Origin of the sequence: Methylocystis sp. (assembly GCF_051062815.1) — a bacterium.
Lineage (GTDB): Bacteria > Pseudomonadota > Alphaproteobacteria > Rhizobiales > Beijerinckiaceae > Methylocystis.
Genome location: NZ_JBPFDU010000094.1, coordinates 1 through 16,257 on the forward strand (window position 1 = coordinate 1; position 16,257 = coordinate 16,257).

The following is a 16,257-nucleotide window of genomic DNA, read 5'->3' on the forward strand; positions in this document are numbered from 1 at the left end:
GGTCATCAGCGACGCGCTTTTCATCGGCGCAATATACCCCAAAGGGGTATCTTCGCAAGGCGCGTGCGTCGAATAGAGACTCAAATTTTGTCGATCGACAGCAAAACCGCGCTTTCGTGGCGTTGGCGCCGAGGCGGTCACGTCAGTTGCGCGCCGCAAGTGAGGGACCGGCGGCGTCCGCCGCCAGCTACAGTCCCGCCGCCTTGGTGAGATTGACCCTGAAACGATCGCGTTTGCGCTGATAGCGGCGAGTCATTTCGGGGCTGGCGTGGCCGAGGTGCTTTTGCACATGCGCCTCTTCGATTTGCGCCGAGGAGGCGAGTCCGGCGCGTAGCGAATGGCCGCCGAAGGCAAGGCGTCTTTCGCCTTCGGTCAGATCGCCGCGAATGCCGGCGGCGAGCGCGGTTTTCTGCACCAGCCGCGCGACATGTTTGTCGGTCAATCGCTCAGAGGAGACGCCGCCGTTCTTGCGCGCAATCGGACGAAACAGCGGCCCGTGATTGATCCGGCCGAGACGCATCCAGGTCTCGAGTAGGGCGACGGGGCAGGTTTCGGGACGCGAGCCGCGGCCGACTTCGACCTCGCGCCAGCCGGTTTTCCCGAAGATCTGGAGGAGGGCGCCGCCTTCATTGCCAGGCCCGCCGGGCGGAAAAATCTCGATCCAGCCAGTTCCATCCTCGCTCTGATCCGGACCGCAATCGAGGCCGACAATCTCGGAGCGACGAAGGCCGCCGGAAAAGCCGATCGCCAAAATGGCGCGGTCGCGCAGGCCGCGCAGGTCCATGTCGAGCGTCGCCAGCATGGCGATGAGCTCGTCGGCGAAGATCGCCTCTTTCGGGGCTGGCGGCCGGCCATGGCGGGGGCGAATGCCGGCGAGCACGGTCGAAATATGCCGATCTGACGTGTCGAGCGGTTCGCCGAGCTGGCGGTAGCGCCAGCAAATCCCTGAAAGCCGGCGCTCGAGCGAGGCGACCGAAACCGGCGCGCGGCCTCCGGCGCCGATGTTTCGGGCGCCGGCAGAGATTCCGCCGATGTTTCGGGCGCCGGCAGAGATTCCGCCGATGTTTCGCGCGCCGGAAGAGACTTCGCCCTCCATACAGGCGGCGAGATAAAGGCCGACGGTCTGCGGATTCGGGGGCAGGGGATCAAGACCCTGGCGGCGCAGCCAGGCGGCGAACTGCCGCCAGTCGGCGTCATAGGCGCGCTGGGTGTTTTGCGAGCGCGCGGCGCGGGCGTAATCGCGGGCTTTTTCCGAGAGCGCGGCGAGATGCGGCGGGGAGGGGGCGGGCGCGGCGAGCGGCGGACCGCCTTTTTCGTCTTCCGGATCGGCCATCTCGTCCTCCGTTTGCGCCCGTCTGGGGGCTCGCCTCGCTCTTCGGCGCGAAAATCCGACGCCTCGGCAGGCTCCAGGCGGCCGATTTCGGGCTCGATCGCCCTGTCGTTTTGCACAATTTGTTGGACGCCAAGCCATTGAAATGCCCCGAATCGGCCTGAGCGTTATTGCGTGGATTCTGCCTTATTCGCTGGAATTTTTCACCCTCAATAGGTGGACGGCGTGGCGAAGCGGATCGACAAGCTCGGCGCTGATGACGCGCTTTGGCGCATCGCGATGGCGCGTGCGGAAACGATCCGCCCGCTGATCGCCGCCGGAACGCTGAAAGCCGGCGTCATTGCTGACGCCTGCAGGAAGCTCGGGGTCCGACGGGCGCGACTCTATGCGCTGATCGAGCAGTTCCGCGAAGCGCCCGTCACCAGTTCGCTGCTCCCCGCGCGACGCGGTCCGCGGGAGGGGTCGCGCCGGCTGACGCCGGAGCAGGACGCCTTGATCGGCGAGGCGATTTTGCAATTCTACCGCACGCGCCAAAAGCCGAGCGTGAACGCGCTGCGACGGCATTTACGACAGTTGTGCCAGGCGAAAGGCGCGCCTGTTCCCTCCTGGAATGCGATCAAGGCGCGGGTGGCGCGCGCCGACGAACGCCTTTTGCTGCGCGACCGGGAGGGGGCGGCGGCGGCCCGCGCCCGTTTTTCGCCGGTGGTCGGCGAATATCATGCAAACCACGCGCTTGAAATCGTTCAAATCGACCACACCAAGATCGACGTCTTTGTCGTCGACGCCGTGCATCGCCAGCCGATTCAACGGCCATGGCTGACGCTGGCGATCGATGTGGCGAGTCGTATGGTGACGGGATTTTATGTTTCGCTCGAAGCGCCGTCGTCGACATCGGTCGCGTTGGCGATCCAGCACATGACGTTTCCGAAGGCGTCCTGGCTCGCGGCGCGGGAAATCCCCGCGGAATGGCCGGTTTCTGGCCTCCCCGAGGCGATCCATCTCGACAACGCCAAGGAATTCCGAGCGCGCGCCTTGACGCGCGGCTGCGACGAGCATGGCGTGCGGCTGATTCACCGACCGGTCGCGCGTCCGCATTATGGCGGACATATCGAGCGGCTGATCGGCACGATGATGAGCGCCGTCCATCTGCTGCCCGGCACGACATTTTCGAATGTCGCGGATCTCGGCGACTACGACGCCGCCAAACACGCGACCATGACGCTCGACGAGCTGGAGCGCTGGCTGGCGTTGGAAGTGATCCGCTATCACGGCAGCGTGCATGGCGCGTTGAAACTGCCGCCTCGCGCGGCATGGCGGGAAATGCTGGCGGCGCGGCCGGCGCCGATCGCGCATCCCGCCGATCCGGCCGGCTTCCTCCTCGACTTTCTTCCCTTCGAGGAACGCCTCATTCGGCGCGACGGCGTGCGACTGTTTGATCTGCGCTATTGGGATGACGTTCTCAGTCCCTGGGCGGGGCGCCTGCGCCGACGGCTCAGGGTCAAATACGATCCGCGCGATCTCTCGACAGTCTTCGTCGAGGATCCTGACGGCGGCCATTGGCCGGTGCGCACCGCCAATCTGAGCCGACCACGGATTACGCTGGCGGAACTGAAACTGGCGCAAGGCGCGCTGAAAGCGCGTGGCCAAGCGCTTGTCGACGAGCAGCTGATTTTCGAAACGGTCGAACAACAACGCGCGCTTGTCGCTTCGGCGTCAGCGGCCACGCGGTCGGCGCGTCGTCAAGCCGAACGTCGGGCGCGCGCTTTGGCGGCTTCGGGACAGGCGGCGGCGTCGGCGACCGGGGCAAGCGCCAACCCCGATGCGGATAATTTTGACGACGTCCTGCCGCTGGCGATGGAGGAATGGTCATGAGCGCGATCGGGGAGGGCGATTACGCCCACATTCTACCAGCCTATCGCACGAAGGCGGCGCTCTCCGACGCCGAGCGGATCGCATGGATCAGGTCGGATCGCTGGATCGAGACGGCCCAGGCGAAGGCCGTGCTCGCGCGGCTCGAGGATTTGCTGACCTATCCGCCGCGCGATCGCATGCCTTGCCTACTGATCTATGGCGACACCGGCATGGGAAAGACCAAGATCATCCGCAAATTCCTGCGGGCGCATCCGCCGCGTTTCGATGGCAAGATTGGCGTGACGGCGACGCCCGTGGCGGCGATGCAAATGCCGGCGGAGCCGATAGAGCGCGACGTCTACGGCGAACTCTTGAGCACGCTCCAGGCGCCGACTCCGGTCGAGGCGACGACGCACCGGCTGAAAGAAACCTGCCGCGGGCTGCTCAAGACTCTCGGCGTCCGCCTACTGATCATCGACGAGGTTCACGCCATGCTTGCCGGCACGTTTCGGCAGCAGCGGATTTTCCTGAACGCCATTCGTTTTCTGGCGAATGATCTGCGGGCGCCGCTCGTCTGCGCCGGAACCGACCTCGCCCGTCAGGCGCTGTTGACCGACCCGCAGCTTGCCGAGCGCTTCGAGGCGTTTCATCTCGATCGCTGGCGGAATGACCGGCATTTGGCGGAGCTTCTGATCAGTCTCGCCGGCCTGCTGCCGCTGCGCCGGCCGTCGATGCTGCACACCGCCGAAGCCAGGCGGCGGGTTCTCGACATGACCGATGGCGTCACAGTGCGCATTTTCCGACTTGTCGAGAGCCTGGCGATCGAAGCGATCCGTTCGGGCGAGGAACGGATCACGGCGCAAAGCTTCGACGCTCCCGACCTCGTTCTGCCGCTGGTGGCGATGACGCGGAATATCGAGACGCGCCTGATGCGGTCGGCGGGCCGATGAGTCGGTGCCTTTCGATCGCGCCGCGTCCCCATGCCGACGAGCTCTTGTCGTCCTGGCAGGGACGGGTCGCGTGCCACTACGGGATGACTCGCGAGGCGCTCGGGCGTTGGATTGGCCTCGCGCCTCAGCACGCCGCGCCGGGCGGCTTCGCGGCGGCCGACTATGCGCCGGCGGCGGAGGTCTTGGCGGCCTGGTCGCGGGCCTGTCGGCTCAATCCGGCGCGCATTGACGATCTCGCTTTGCGCCGATCCGGGCGCATGCTCGACCGCCATGTCTGGGCGCGTGAAGCGGGCGGCGTCTTTGTCGGCTACGCGTTTTGTCCGGCTTGTCTCGAAGAGGATGCGGCGGCCGGCCGCGATCAATATTTTCGGCGGCGCTGGCTGCAGATCGAGGCGCTGCTTTGCGAGCGTCACGACCGCCTTCTCGTCGAAGCCTGCCAGTATTGCGGGGCAGGGGAGGGGCTGCGGTTGGCGTTCCATGTGGGCCAGGCGCGGCTTGTCTGTCGGCGTTGCGGCGCTGTCATCGGTCGGGCCGCGATCGAGAGACGCGAGCCGTCGCCTCAAGCGACGGCGATCTTCGGCGCGCTTGGCGCCCGGGAGCCGGACGAAGCCGTCATGGCGACGGCGTGCTTGCTGTGGTCGCTTCTGCGTCCCGGAATGCCGCCGCGGCCGGTCATTTTTTGTCTCCTCGAGGAGACGCCAGCCCTCGGCGGCGCGCCGCGGGACTGTAAGGCGCCGCTTTCAAGCGCGTCGCGCGACTGGCGCCTTACGACCTGGATCGCCGTGGCGCAGCTCCTTGATCGCGCCGGCGCGCGCGACGTTTTCGGAGCTCCGCGATTTGAGATCGAGCAATTGAAGACGTGGACGCGGTCTCGGCCCGCGCAATTGGCGTCTCGGACCGCCATTTCGACGCGCTCCGCGAGCGCCTATGCGTCGCTGGCCGAGAACATTCTGGCAAGTCCCGAATGGCGGAGCCGGCCGAGCGCCGCAACCGCGCGCGAGCGGCTCCTGGGCCGCCTCATGCGCGAAGCGCTCTCTCCGGGCGGGGCGCGCCGTCCAGCGATTAAGGGTGAGCGTCCAGGAATAGAGGGTGAACGGAGGCGAAAAATCCGACGCCTCGGAACGCTGTCCAGCGATTAAAAGCGAGCGACACGCCCGGAACTCTGCGGCGATCGAATCGTGTCCGATAAGCCCACATTATCGGACATGTGGGAGAGCCGACAAGCAGGGCGGATATGGCGCTAAATTTAACGATAAAGCGCCGCCGTGGCTTGCCGCTGGACCCGTTCCGCGCCTACGATTCCGCGCATGTTGGAAAGCGATTCGCCCCACCCGTTGAGCCTTGAACCCGCGCCGATGGCGCGCCCGCGGCGCGTCGTGCGAAGCCGTCCTCTAAACCCGTCGCGCCCCCCAAATCTTCCGGAAATCCAGCCGCTTCCGCGTTGGGCGAGGCTCAACGGCGGCGCCGGCGGCGTCAGAAACGCGATGTTTCTCGCCGGCGCCGGGATCGCCCATCTCGATCAGATTTTGCGCGCCGGCGCCGATGTTTCGAGCGCCGGCAGAGACTCCGTCGATGTTTCTAATGCCGGCAAAAACTTCGGCGTCGAGCCGGTTTTTTCGGGCGCGCTGCGCCAGCGCCTGGCGCTCACAGCCGCCGCGGCCTGCGCGCGTCTCGCGCGGCTGCGCGAGGACGAAGCGGCGCTCCGCGACGCCGAGCATCTCACCGGCTGCGGCGGCGAGACCAGCCCGGCCGGCCGCCTGCATCGCCTATTTCGGCTGTTTGCGTCGCGCTCCGTGAAATTTGACGCAGCGACATTGGCGATCGCCGCTGAACATGTTGGGGCGCCGAGCGCCATGGACGCGCAGGGTCTCGCCGGCGCGTTGCGTGACGCCATGATAAAGGCCGACGAGCCGCTCGCCGCGGCCGCGCGCGTGAGCGAAGCGGCGATGCATTGTCTCGCGGCCGTCCCTGCAATCGATGCGGAAATCTTTGTCCTCTGGCTCGCCGATGTCGCGCTGGCGCAAAAACTCGGCTGGAAGGCGCCAATTCCGCTGCTGGCCACGGTGGTCGCGCATCCCGCATTGCGCCGCGGTCAAAACGGCCGTCGAGCGCGTCCACGCGACAGCGACTGGTCGACCGCGCTCGCCGGCGCCTACGCGCTTGCGGCGGGTGAGGCGATCGATGTCGCTGGCGCCTTGTCGCGCCAAACGCAAAAACTTCTCGACGCCGCGCCGAAATTGCGGGCCAAGAGCGCGGCGCCGGTCATCGAGATGCTGCTCGCCGATGATTGCGTGACGCCGGCGCGCGCGGCGAAAACGGCAAGGCTCTCCGACCGCGGCGCGCGGCGTCTGTTTGATCGGCTCATTGAACTTCGCGCCGTGCGAGAGCTCTCGGGGCGCGCGAGCTTCCGGCTTTATGGGCTCTGAAGCGTTTCCAGTCGAAGTGGACGCCGGTTCGGCGCGGGAAACACGTTTTAAAAATGCGTTGTCGAGCAAAGAGCAAGCGGCTTTGATGAAGCAAACGCGGCAAGAACCAATGTGAGGCGCAAACATGGGCCGCCCCCAAAAAAGCGAGCTGCACGAGTCATTCGATCCCGCGCTTATGGAGTTGCCGGAAGCCGTGCGCTGGCGCGAGTGGATGGGGCGCGTCGAAGCGGTGATTTTCGCCGCGCGGACCCCGGTATCGCGCGAGACGCTCGCCAGGCTGGTTGGCGCGACCTGCAATCTCGACGACCTGATCGCCGACATCCGCGACGATTTACGCGCGAGACCCTATGAACTCGTCTTTGTCGCCGGCGGCTATCAGCTGCGCACCAGGCCGCGTTTCGCGCCGGCGATCCGCGCGGCGGCCGGCGGCGATCTGCGCATTGCGGGCGCGCCCGAATTGACGCCGACCGAGATTTTGGCGGTGACCGCGATCGCCTATCTGCAACCCGCCACCCGCGCCGAACTCTCGTCGGTCGCCGGCAAAGAGATCAGCCGCGACGTCATCGGCGCGCTCAAGCGCCATGGCCTGATCGACGGCGCCTTGCGCGCGCCTCGGCCCGGCGCGCCGTTCGCCTATGTGACGACCAAGAAATTCCTGGAGGTCTTCGGACTCGCGACATTGCGCGAGCTTCCCGATATCGAACGGCTCGAAGACGAAGGGCTTTTGGAGAGGCCGCAACCGGAGGCCGATCTCGACGGCGCTTTAGGTCTGTCCGCCGATGATGGGTAACCGCTGTTTTCAGGCCACGTCTTTGAGTGCGACCGGCTGCGCGTAGGCCCAGGGCATGAGTTCGTCGAGTTTGCTGGCGAGATGGCCGTCGACGATCTTCGTGAGGACGTCGGTCATATAGGCTTGCGGATCGACGCCGTTGATCTTGCAGGTCTCGATAAGCGATGCGACGATCGCCCAGTTCTCAGCCCCGCCATCGGAACCCGCGAAGAGAGCGTTCTTCCTATTAAGGGCAATGGGGCGGATGGCGCGCTCGACGATGTTGGAGTCGATCTCGATGCGCCCGTCGTCGACGAAGCGCGTTAGGCCGTCCCAGCGCGAGAGCGCGTAGCGGATCGCCTCGGCGAGCTTGGTCTTCTGGCTGATCAGCGTGAGCTTTTCACGCAGCCATGGCTCGAGGGCGTCGAGGATGGGGCGGGATTTTTCCTGTCGCGCCGCGCGCCGGTCATCCGGGTTCTGACCCCGGATATTGCTCTCGACCGCGTAGAGCGCGCCGATGCGCTCGAGCGCCTCGCTGGCGATCGGCGCAGGGCCGGCGGCGGCGAGTTCGTAAAATCGCCTGCGGACATGCGACCAGCAGAAGGCGAGCGACACGCTGTTCTTCTGCGCCAGCGCACGATAGCCGGCGTAACCGTCAACCTGCACGACGCCCGTGAAGCCGGCAAGATGCGTGAGCGGCTGCTCGGATTTTCGGTTTTGCGCATAGACATAGACGGCGATCGGCGGATCTGCGCCGCCGAAAGGCCGGTCGTCGCGCGCATAAGCCCAGAGCTGGCCGGTCTTGGTGCGCCCCCGTCCGGGGTCGAGCACCGGCGCCTTTGTCTCGTCGGCGAAGATTTTCGTCGACAATCTTATGTGTTCCAGAAGTCGCTCATGCACGGGCCGCAAATGCCAGGCGGCGCGTCCAACCCAGTCGGCGAGCGTCGAACGGTCGAGCGCGATGCCCTGCCGGGCGTAGATCTGGGCCTGCCGATAGAGATGCCGTGATCGGGCTTGGCCTCTCCCAAACCGAGTGCTGATATCCATTCGGTTCACCAACATCCGGAGCGCAACATCATGCAATTCTTTGCTGGAATCGACGTCTCGCTTGATAATTCGAGCATTTGCGTGATCGACGAACGTGGCGTCATCATAAAGGAAGGGCAAGTAGCCAGCGAGCCGGAGGAGATTGGTCGCTTCATCCGACATAAGGGCCGCAAGATCGAGCATATCGGGTTAGAGACGGGGGGACTTTCGCAGTGGCTTCACGCGGGGCTCGAAAAGCAGGGTTTTCGTGTTACCGTAATGGAAGCGCGCCACGTCCGATCTGCGTTTTCGGCCATGCGCGTCAAGACAGATCGCAATGACGCGAGAGGCATTGCACAGCTGATCCGTCTCGGCTGGTTCAAGTCGGTGCACGTCAAGACGGCCAGCGCACAAGAGGCACGAGCTCTTCTGAATGGCCGTCAATTTATCGTGGACAAAGTAACGGGCATCGAAAATTCGATGCGAGCGAATCTTCGCAATTTCGGGCTGAAGGTCGGGATTGTTTCGCGGCGGACCTGGCCAACTCGAGCACGCGAATTGGCTGCCGGCATAGAGGCGCTCGAGGCCCTCGTCGAATGCATGCTTAAGATCCGCGACGTCTTGCTGCAGGAGCTAAGAATGTTGGACAAAAAGCTTCTTGATTTGGCTCGCTCTGACCCGGCCGTGCAGACGTTGATGACCGCCCCTGGCGTCGGCGCGATCGTAGCGCTGACATTCAAGAATGCCCTCGATAATCCTGATCGGTTCCGGCATTCGAGAGATGTTGGTCCCTGGTTGGGATTGACGCCAAGCCGATATCAGTCCGGCCAGACCGATCGAATGGGGCATATTACGAAGGCCGGCGACGCGTCTGTTCGCACAGCCCTCTATGAAGCTGCAACGACTTTGCTGGGCCGGGTCACAAAATGGTCGGCTCTGAAGAACTGGGGGCTGCGCGTAGCGCGCCGAAGCGGCATGAAGAAGGCTCGCGTCGCGGTAGCGCGTAAGCTAAGCGTCATCCTTCACAGCATGTGGAAAACACAGACGCCCTTCCAGTGGGCCGCCGAAAAGAGCGCCGCAGCTTGAACGAATTGTCCGCCTGACATCGAACTGTCCTTGTTAAGCAGACGATGAATGTCCCGAGCAGGGACGAAGGTTGGTCGAGCCCGCATCTGCCGCAGTCGCCTCGAGCACGGGATAGAGATTGTGCCGTCCACCTCCTTATTCGCATCATGTGGCGGCTCCGCCGACCACGGACAGAAGCATGGCCCTGCTCGTGGCTTATTCTGACTTGACTGCAAGGGCCCGATCACAGAAGCGGAAGGTGATCTGCATATTTGGAAACGAGCACGTGGGCGACGGTCGCCTCGGTCGGCAGTCCGCCTTCGATCAGCCGCGCCGGGGCCGGCGCCTGCACGACCGCGCCCTCGCAGGCGCGACAGGCGTATTTGGGACGCCGAGTCACCAGCACCCGGAACTGCGCCGGCACAATGTCGAGCCGCTCGGAGACATCCTCGCCGATCCGGTGAAGCGCGCCCTTGCAGCAGGGACAGGCCTTCTCGTCGATGTCGACGATGGTCTCGATGCGCGGCAGATGGGCAGGCAGCGCGCCACGGTTCGTGCGGCGCTTTCTGGCCGCCTTCTCACGTTCGGCGGCGGATTTGGCTTCCGCCGCCGCCGCCGCGCCGGCTTCCGTCTGGTCGACCTCTTCAAGCGCGAGCAGCATCTGGTCTTCGGGAAGCGTCTCGGCGCGCCGCCCGAAGCGATGGCGCTGCATCTCCTTGATGATCTGAACCAGGCGCTCGTTGCCCGCGCGCGCTCGGCGAGAAGCATCGCCTTCAGTTCGTTCGGATCGTCGGGAAGCCTCTCGATCGCCTGCGCCATAGCCGCAGAACACCATATTTTCTGCCGTCTTTCGACGCTCTTCGAGGCCCTGATTCACTGTGTCGCAGCTCATCCCGGCAACGCGGGGGCCGGCGTCTCTTTCGCCGCGCGCACGCGCCGCCAATCGAGTCCTTCGAGCAGCGCCGACAATTGCGCCGCCGACAATCGCATGACGCCGTCATCGATCTTGGGCCAGCGGAACTCGCCGTCCTCCAGTCGCTTGGCGAAGAGGCATACGCCCGTGCCGTCCCAGAACACGAGTTTAATCCGATCCGCGCGCTTGGCGCGGAAAACGTAAATCGCGCCGTCGAAGGGATTGGCCTGCATCGTCTCGCGCACCAGCGCCGCGAGACCCTCCGCGCCCTTACGGAAGTCGACGGGCTTCGTCGCCACCATGACGCGGACCGCGCCCGTCGGGCCGATCACGCGCAGTCCGATCTTTTATCGTCCTTCAACGCGCCGACGATCGCGGTCACCAGCGCCGCCTCCGCCCCGCGCCATATCCATACGCGCGAACCGCCGATCTCAAGTTCGATAATCGGCGGCCGAACAGAGGCCGCTTGGGCGTCGGCCGGCTCGGCAGGCGTTGCTTTCACAGCTGTCGCTTCAACAACCGCAGGAACAAATGCTGAGGGAGTTTCGGCGTCAACAGCCTTCAAACTTTCCCGCGCCGCGCGCCGCCACGTGAACAATTGCTGTGGCGTCAAACCATGTCGGCGAGCAACTTGGCAGGCGTGGACGCCTTCCTCATAACTCTCCGCAACGATCGACGCCTTTTCTTCCGCCGTCCACGTGCGGCGGCGACCGGCCCCAGTAAAAATCTCGACACGTCGTGGCGGAGCCGCCTCAATCTCCGACACGTGCTTATGCTCTAAAATCGACATGTGTCGGAGCTCCTCAACGCTCCGAATATCGCCCCGTCCCTAGCCCCAGAAAAGGTGCGGTCAAAACAGCGCTTACGATGATGGAGACATCGGAGAGTTAGAACTCGACACCGAGTTCGACGATATGGCCGGTGAACTCCATCGATCCGAGCCGATGCGCATTCGTCGCGTCTGAGTAACGCCATAGCGCGCCAGCAATGCCTGCAAGCTGACGGTGCCTGTCCCGCGCTCTTGATGGTGACGACCTGGTTTACCGCTTTCCAGCGGGCACCCGCGACGTCAAAGGGCGTAGCGAGGGCGCGTCGGCAAGAATCTCTGCAAGTTGAGTTCGAGTCGCGTCGACCAAGTGTGTCGACAGGAGCTCGTTATGCGCCGGGAGAAACCTCCACCGGCCAATGTGTGAACCCTAAGCACGACCCTGGCGTTAAGTAGGAGTCGGAGCCTGCGCCGGAACCAGAACACAGGAACACGCGGGGGTGCCAAAGAAGGCTGCCGGTGCCTGCCACCATTACCACGCCGTTCACGTCCAGCTTTTCGGCAGAAGCGGCGGGACCGATGCCGACGTTGCCGCAAACGACCCCAAGGATGCAAAAAACCGCCGAGGAGTATCCCACCTCGGCGGCCATAATTCCCACAGCCTAAGCCGTGGCCTCGATGTTACTTTGCGTCGTTTAGGTTGATGTCGATAACGCTGAACGCCTGACCGTTACCGGCCCAGCCGACCCAGTGCGTGCCGTTGGCGGCATTAAACTGCGACTTCGCCATCAGCGCATAGCCGTCCAGAACGCAGCTACCGGAAGCCGATCCACCGAGGGCGCGGATCGGGCCGAAAGTTACGGTGCACTGGGAGTACTCGTTGTCGAACACAACAGTGCCGCCGGTCGAGTCGGTTCGCGACCGGTTGACAACGTTGGCGGTGACCGTGACGGACGACTTCGGACGGGCGCCGGGCGCGTTCTCCAGCTGAAGCGAGGTCTGCTGCGCCATCACCAGCGTGGGGGCGGTCGCGACCACACCGGCCGCCACGGCGAAAGCGCTAATGGTGCGCTTGAAATCAAGGGTATTCATTTGACTTCTCCAGTTTCGCGGCCCAGCCCCTGTGGCTGAACCTCTGGAGGCCACCCTGACGCTCTATCATCCCCACGGCAGCAAAGCGGCAAATGGAAACCCGCTTGCCTTATTTAGAGCCGCCACTGGCGTACCCAGCCGCCGCGGATTGAACGTTAATAGCGACAGGCGAAACCCGAGACGTCTTCACCTGCAAAGGCAGAATGGCCATCACCGAGGCGGCGATGGCTAGTGCGATAATGCGGCGTATCAGGATCATTCCGTCTCTCCGTTGTTCTTCTTGTTCTCCGGGTACCACTCAATGACGTTATAGTAGCATCCTTCCGGGATGAGGTCGCTCCCAGCCGTCGGGTTTAATTCGTCGCTCAGCTGAGCTACGACAACGGACGGAATGAGGACCTTCAAAGCAAGGACCCGGTGCACGAGGGCCGACTGCGCGGGCGCGAAGTAGTAATAAATCTGGCGACCTTCCTTCTCTTCTGAGAACAGGCCCAGATCCACCGCACGCTTGATCGCGCGGCGGACCGTCGGCCGTGACTTACACTCGATCAGCTCCCGGGCCACTTCGTTAAGCTTCTCTGCCGTCACGTGGCACTGGTATTTCGCCTGAGCGTGGATCAGCGCGTCGACAACTCCGCGGACACGAACGGTGAGATACTGGCCGTAAACGTGCTGGCAGATAAGCTCTTCCATAGCCTTGGAATTGATAGTCCGCATACCATCCCGTCGCGTCATCAACGTGGTGGGAAGCCGACCAGGGCCATCGCTGTATTCGTCACGCCGCGCCATGGCACACCTTTGAAAAGTGGTTTGACTTGCTCACGAGTGTCGACGCCGAATATGGCGGGACTGCGAAAGTGGGAAAAAATGAACTTATTTTCGGAAGCGTGGTGATTCTGAAAGGCGCGGGACATTCCGCGCCTCGCGCATAAGCCGCCAATATGGAACCTCGAGTCCGCCGCTCCGGCGGGCTTTTGCGCGTTCCGACGCGTCTCTCAAAAAGGTGCGATTTTCCGAGCGAAATCCCTGTTCCGAAATTCTTGACTTCTGCACAAATACGGCATCAGGCCAAGATAAACAGCCCCAGCGCTTCCCGTACTTCAGAAAGAGTTTGCTGCGTCACGAATCGTGACGTCTTTGTACCTTGCCGGAGGACATCAATCACATCATCCGGACGTCGGGCCAGTTCAGCTCGCCGCTCGCGGATAGGCGCGATCAAAGTCTCAAGCACTTGCTCCAATCTCTGCTTTAGAGCGATATCGCCCAAGCCACCATGTCGGTAGCTCGCCTTCAAATCGGCCACGGCATCTACGTCGGGGTCGAAAGCGTCGAGGTAGGTGAAAACGATGTTGCCCTCGATTTTACCGGGGTCAGATACGCGTAAATGGCCTGGGTCAGTATACATTCGGCGCACGGCAGTGCCGATCTCGTCGCGGGAAGCTGAGAGGTAGATGGCATTGCCTTGCGACTTACTCATCTTTCGCTCGCCATCGATGCCCGGTAGGCGGCCAATCTTGGGCACCACCGCCTTTGCCTCAGGCAAGACCTCGCGAGCGGCCTGCCGGTTGATACGCCGTACGATTTCGTTGGTTTGTTCAATAATCGGGACTTGGTCGTCGCCCACGGGCACAACAGTGGCCTTAAATGCCGTGATGTCGGCAGCTTGCGCGACGGGATAACATAGGAATCCGGCCGGGATATCGCGGCCAAAGCCACGCGTTCGAATTTCATCCTTGATCGTCGGATTCCGTTCCAAACGGGCAACGGTGACGTAATTCAAATAAAACAGTGTCAACTCATTCAATGCGGAGAGCGAAGATTGCAGGCAGATGGTCGTGTAGGCAGGATCAACGCCAACGGCGAGGTAATCGAGGCACACCTCGATAACGTTACGCCGAATCCGGTCGGGATTGTCGGCGTTGTCTGTGAGTCCTTGCGCGTCAGCTATCAGCACAAACTGCCGGTGGCTTCGTTGCATCGCGACGCGATTTTTGAGAGTGCCGACATAGTGACCTAGATGCAGAGGCCCGGTCGGACGGTCGCCGGTCAGGATGATTGGGGCAAAGTTTTCGCAATGAGGCATGGCGGTCTCGTCTTGATTAGAGCCGCCAGTGCGAAGTGGGGTTTTGGTGACAACCGAGCCCGCCTCAACCGGCGGCTTGGTTCGTCTTTGAACAAACGTCCGTGCCGCTCCTAGAAGGAGCGCCACCACTTCAGGGAAGTCGTCGGAGCGCTTGTCATAATCCGTAAGGTAACATTTGCGTCCAACAACTGCAACGAAGTTTGACGCTTCTAAGAACCTCGCCAAATCGGAGCATTTCTGATTCTCTGGCCGTGAGAGGATCGGAGGCGGATGGATGCGTGGCCAGCCGGGCTTTTTCGACGTAGACGAGCGGCTGAAACGGCTGAGCGGGCTCGGGGATCATCTGAAAGCGTTCGCGGCGGCGGTCGATTTCGAGAAGTTCCGCGCTGATCTCGTCGCAGCGCTTGGCTATTCCGATGGCGCGCAGGGCGGGGGCCCGCCGTTCGACGTCGTTATGATGTTCAAGGTCCTCGTGCAAGATCGGCGACGGATTCGCCATCTTTCCTTCGGCGCCGCGCTTCCTACTTCTGGTGTGTGAGTTTGTGCTTCGAATTGATTTAGGAAAGGCGAATGGATCAGCGCAAGCGGGTTTTGCTCGTAACCTTCGGCACTCTCGGCGACATATATCCCTTCATCGCCATCGCTCACGCAATGCGTCGGCGCGATCTCGACGTCGTCATCGCCGCGCCCGAAATGCATCGAGGATCGATCGAGCGCGAGGGCGTCGCATATGCTCGCTTGCGCCCGCACGAGAACGACATTGTCGGCGCGCTCGGCGTCGATCTTTCCGGCGCCTTCCGGATCATGTTGAAGAATCCGTATTTCATCTTGGACGAAATCTATCTTCGCTTCCTCTCTGAAACCTACGACGACACCCTGGCCGTGGCAGAAGGAGTGGACGCCATCGTCACGCATAATCTGCTCGTTGGCGCAAATTTGGCCGCTGAAGCCTGCGGCCTCCCGACGAGCGAGAGTCGCCCTTGCGCCATTATACGTGCAGTCGGCTGCGGCCCCGTCTCTGACCCCACCGGCGCCCTACATCCTTCAGCCCAGGTCGCGAACGGCGATCGCGTTTAACAAATTGGTCCGTTCCCTCATACGGATCGGCGTGAACATGCGGATGAAGCGCTTCCACGCCTTTCGAAGTAAGCTGGGACTACCACACTCACGCCAAGACTTTTTCCTCAATTTTGGCGGGAAGAACGGCGCAACGCAACTCTTTGGCCTCTATTCGCCCTATTTCGCGTCGCGCCCGTCGGATGGACCAGTCAATATGGAGGTTCCGGGCTTTCCCTTTTACGAACCTCAAGACGAGGGGAGGCGCGGTCTCAGCGAGCCATTGAAAACCTTCCTTTCCTCGGGGAGCGCACCAATCGTTTTCACCTTGGGGTCCTTCGCTCCTCAAGTGTCGGGCGACTTCTATGACATCAGTATAAGCGCGGCTCGCGCCCTCGGGCGTCGAGCGGTCTTGCTTGCTGGGCCAAAAGACGCCGGGAGGCTCTCGTCCTCGGTCGGCCCCGACGAATTCGTTTGCTGCGACGCGCCGCACAACGAACTCTTCCCCTTCGCTTTGTGCGTGGTGCATCACGGCGGGATCGGTACAACCGCTCAAGCCGTGCGAGCGGGTAGGCCGCAATTGATCGTCCCATTCTTCGGCGACCAGCCCGACCATGGTGAACGCGTCCAGCGCCTGCGCCTCGGTCTCGCGTTGAAACTCTCCAGCTATAATCTGCACAACGCGACCCACGCCCTCGCCGAGCTTTGCGACAACCGCTATCTGCGCACGGCACAAGACTTCGCCCTAGCCATGCGCACAGAACACGGGGTCGAAGCGGTCGCCGATTGGATCGTGTCCCTTGGCGTGGTGTAGCTGGTTGGCGTGATCGCCACGTTCGCCGGGAAGCCGGGTTGATCAGGCGGCTACAACGGGCAGCCCGACGATGGGATCATCGCTCAAGGGCGCGATTGTTTCCAGTGTCATGTATC

General features: G+C 62.9%; 14 protein-coding genes and 3 pseudogenes. 9 read left to right on the forward strand and 8 right to left on the reverse strand.

Annotated features, from left to right (window positions below; translation table 11 throughout):
• Window positions 1-187: 187 nt before the first annotated feature.
• A complete protein-coding gene (locus ACR65W_RS19510; protein ID WP_434503029.1) occupies window positions 188-1,333 on the reverse strand; it encodes a tyrosine-type recombinase/integrase in 1,146 nt (381 codons plus the stop codon).
• A gap of 222 nt (window positions 1,334-1,555) precedes the next feature.
• Between ACR65W_RS19510 and ACR65W_RS19515 the strand changes: the two genes are divergently transcribed.
• From ACR65W_RS19515 to scpB, 5 genes are all read left to right on the forward strand, one after another.
• The gene (locus ACR65W_RS19515; RefSeq protein ID WP_175095535.1) at window positions 1,556-3,202 is read left to right on the forward strand and encodes a Mu transposase C-terminal domain-containing protein; all 1,647 of its coding nucleotides are present in this window, start codon (window positions 1,556-1,558) and stop codon (window positions 3,200-3,202) included.
• Window positions 3,199-4,131 carry a TniB family NTP-binding protein gene (locus ACR65W_RS19520; RefSeq protein ID WP_175095536.1) on the forward strand — a complete coding sequence of 311 codons (933 nt, stop codon included), beginning with the start codon at window positions 3,199-3,201 and terminating at the stop codon, window positions 4,129-4,131. Before ACR65W_RS19515 ends, ACR65W_RS19520 begins: the two co-directional genes overlap by 4 nt.
• On the forward strand, window positions 4,128-5,270 hold the full coding sequence (locus ACR65W_RS19525) for a TniQ family protein (protein WP_434503031.1): 1,143 nt from the start codon (window positions 4,128-4,130) through the stop codon (window positions 5,268-5,270). Before ACR65W_RS19520 ends, ACR65W_RS19525 begins: the two co-directional genes overlap by 4 nt.
• A 168-nt stretch (window positions 5,271-5,438) precedes the next feature.
• On the forward strand, window positions 5,439-6,557 hold the full coding sequence (locus tag ACR65W_RS19530) for a DUF1403 family protein (RefSeq protein WP_109027267.1): 1,119 nt from the start codon (window positions 5,439-5,441) through the stop codon (window positions 6,555-6,557).
• A 124-nt stretch (window positions 6,558-6,681) separates the two neighbouring features.
• Window positions 6,682-7,347 (forward strand): SMC-Scp complex subunit ScpB, encoded by a 666-nt coding sequence (gene scpB / locus ACR65W_RS19535; protein WP_109027268.1) that lies wholly within the window; start codon window positions 6,682-6,684, stop codon window positions 7,345-7,347.
• Between the two features lie 9 nt (window positions 7,348-7,356).
• Here scpB and tnpC read toward each other — a convergent pair.
• Window positions 7,357-8,325: pseudogene (gene tnpC, locus ACR65W_RS19540) on the reverse strand (IS66 family transposase); the annotation flags it as partial.
• 78 nt (window positions 8,326-8,403) lie between these two features.
• On the opposite strand from tnpC, the gene ACR65W_RS19545 reads away from it, so the two are divergent.
• Window positions 8,404-9,438 carry an IS110 family transposase gene (locus tag ACR65W_RS19545; RefSeq protein ID WP_434498399.1) on the forward strand — a complete coding sequence of 345 codons (1,035 nt, stop codon included), beginning with the start codon at window positions 8,404-8,406 and terminating at the stop codon, window positions 9,436-9,438.
• 229 nt (window positions 9,439-9,667) lie between these two features.
• Here ACR65W_RS19545 and ACR65W_RS19550 read toward each other — a convergent pair.
• The 6 genes and pseudogenes from ACR65W_RS19550 to trpS form a co-directional block, all read right to left on the reverse strand.
• A pseudogene (locus ACR65W_RS19550) lies at window positions 9,668-10,236 on the reverse strand (IS66 family transposase zinc-finger binding domain-containing protein); the annotation flags it as partial.
• Between the two features lie 69 nt (window positions 10,237-10,305).
• Window positions 10,306-10,632 carry an IS66 family insertion sequence element accessory protein TnpB gene (gene tnpB, locus ACR65W_RS19555; RefSeq protein WP_210330407.1) on the reverse strand — a complete coding sequence of 109 codons (327 nt, stop codon included), beginning with the start codon at window positions 10,630-10,632 and terminating at the stop codon, window positions 10,306-10,308.
• A 26-nt stretch (window positions 10,633-10,658) separates the two neighbouring features.
• Complete coding sequence (gene tnpA, locus ACR65W_RS19560; protein ID WP_109027271.1) at window positions 10,659-11,120, reverse strand: IS66-like element accessory protein TnpA; 462 nt, start codon at window positions 11,118-11,120, stop codon at window positions 10,659-10,661.
• A gap of 657 nt (window positions 11,121-11,777) precedes the next feature.
• The gene (locus ACR65W_RS19565; RefSeq protein WP_124740589.1) at window positions 11,778-12,188 is read right to left on the reverse strand and encodes a hypothetical protein; all 411 of its coding nucleotides are present in this window, start codon (window positions 12,186-12,188) and stop codon (window positions 11,778-11,780) included.
• 255 nt (window positions 12,189-12,443) lie between these two features.
• Window positions 12,444-12,977: a hypothetical protein gene (locus ACR65W_RS19570; protein ID WP_124740588.1), complete on the reverse strand. Its 534-nt coding sequence runs from the start codon at window positions 12,975-12,977 to the stop codon at window positions 12,444-12,446.
• 274 nt (window positions 12,978-13,251) lie between these two features.
• A complete protein-coding gene (gene trpS / locus ACR65W_RS19575; protein ID WP_124740587.1) occupies window positions 13,252-14,271 on the reverse strand; it encodes a tryptophan--tRNA ligase in 1,020 nt (339 codons plus the stop codon).
• Between the two features lie 274 nt (window positions 14,272-14,545).
• On the opposite strand from trpS, the pseudogene ACR65W_RS19580 reads away from it, so the two are divergent.
• The 3 genes and pseudogenes from ACR65W_RS19580 to ACR65W_RS19590 form a co-directional block, all read left to right on the forward strand.
• Window positions 14,546-14,746, forward strand: a pseudogene (locus ACR65W_RS19580) (IS5/IS1182 family transposase); the annotation flags it as partial.
• A gap of 95 nt (window positions 14,747-14,841) precedes the next feature.
• The gene (locus ACR65W_RS19585; RefSeq protein WP_245435109.1) at window positions 14,842-15,348 is read left to right on the forward strand and encodes a glycosyltransferase; all 507 of its coding nucleotides are present in this window, start codon (window positions 14,842-14,844) and stop codon (window positions 15,346-15,348) included.
• Window positions 15,349-15,385: 37 nt separating this feature from the next.
• Window positions 15,386-16,141: a glycosyltransferase gene (locus ACR65W_RS19590; RefSeq protein ID WP_246695851.1), complete on the forward strand. Its 756-nt coding sequence runs from the start codon at window positions 15,386-15,388 to the stop codon at window positions 16,139-16,141.
• Window positions 16,142-16,257: the final 116 nt, after the last annotated feature.

Excerpts from the sequence above, each read along its gene's own strand:
- ACR65W_RS19510 (WP_434503029.1), bottom strand. The coding sequence starts at position 1,333 with ATGGCCGATCCGGAAGACGAAAAAGGCGGTCCGCCGCTCGCCGCGCCC.
- ACR65W_RS19520 (WP_175095536.1), top strand. The coding sequence starts at position 3,199 with ATGAGCGCGATCGGGGAGGGCGATTACGCCCACATTCTACCAGCCTAT.
- ACR65W_RS19525 (WP_434503031.1), top strand. The coding sequence starts at position 4,128 with ATGAGTCGGTGCCTTTCGATCGCGCCGCGTCCCCATGCCGACGAGCTC.
- ACR65W_RS19530 (WP_109027267.1), top strand. The coding sequence starts at position 5,439 with ATGTTGGAAAGCGATTCGCCCCACCCGTTGAGCCTTGAACCCGCGCCG.
- scpB (WP_109027268.1), top strand. The coding sequence starts at position 6,682 with ATGGGCCGCCCCCAAAAAAGCGAGCTGCACGAGTCATTCGATCCCGCG.
- ACR65W_RS19545 (WP_434498399.1), top strand. The coding sequence starts at position 8,404 with ATGCAATTCTTTGCTGGAATCGACGTCTCGCTTGATAATTCGAGCATT.
- tnpB (WP_210330407.1), bottom strand. The coding sequence starts at position 10,632 with ATGGTGGCGACGAAGCCCGTCGACTTCCGTAAGGGCGCGGAGGGTCTC.
- tnpA (WP_109027271.1), bottom strand. The coding sequence starts at position 11,120 with ATGTCGATTTTAGAGCATAAGCACGTGTCGGAGATTGAGGCGGCTCCG.
- ACR65W_RS19565 (WP_124740589.1), bottom strand. The coding sequence starts at position 12,188 with ATGAATACCCTTGATTTCAAGCGCACCATTAGCGCTTTCGCCGTGGCG.
- ACR65W_RS19570 (WP_124740588.1), bottom strand. The coding sequence starts at position 12,977 with ATGGCGCGGCGTGACGAATACAGCGATGGCCCTGGTCGGCTTCCCACC.
- trpS (WP_124740587.1), bottom strand. The coding sequence starts at position 14,271 with ATGCCTCATTGCGAAAACTTTGCCCCAATCATCCTGACCGGCGACCGT.
- ACR65W_RS19585 (WP_245435109.1), top strand. The coding sequence starts at position 14,842 with ATGGATCAGCGCAAGCGGGTTTTGCTCGTAACCTTCGGCACTCTCGGC.
- ACR65W_RS19590 (WP_246695851.1), top strand. The coding sequence starts at position 15,386 with ATGCGGATGAAGCGCTTCCACGCCTTTCGAAGTAAGCTGGGACTACCA.